Genomic DNA, 336 nt, shown 5'->3' with positions numbered 1-336 from the left:
GCGCGAGCGGTGGTCCGCGCTGACCGGCAGCCCGGTGCCGCGGATCAGCCCGAAGCTGCTACGATTGGCGCTTGCGTGGGAGCTGCAGGCGCGCAGCTTCGGCGGCCTGTCGCGGGCGACCACGCGCACGCTCGACCAGCTCGGCCGCGGCGAGACGCTGACCGCCCCTGCCCGCCCCGGCATGCGGCTGGTGCGCGAGTGGCAGGGCCGCGTGCATGTGGTGACGGTGGGAGAGGATCGGGTCGTCCGCTGGGAGGAGCGGCCATATCGTTCGCTGAGCGAGGTCGCCCGCGCGATCACCGGCACCCGCTGGTCCGGACCTGCCTTCTTCGGGCT

Annotated in this window: 1 protein-coding gene; it reads left to right on the top strand. The window is 74.1% G+C overall.

Annotated features, from left to right (window positions below):
• Window positions 1-336 (top strand): DUF2924 domain-containing protein (locus AC0IYH_RS30240; protein ID WP_471837818.1); only part of this gene is annotated, 336 nt, incomplete at both ends.

This window comes from Pseudomonas sp. AC463, assembly GCF_979253585.1.
This window is presented reverse-complemented; position numbering and strand designations above follow the sequence as displayed.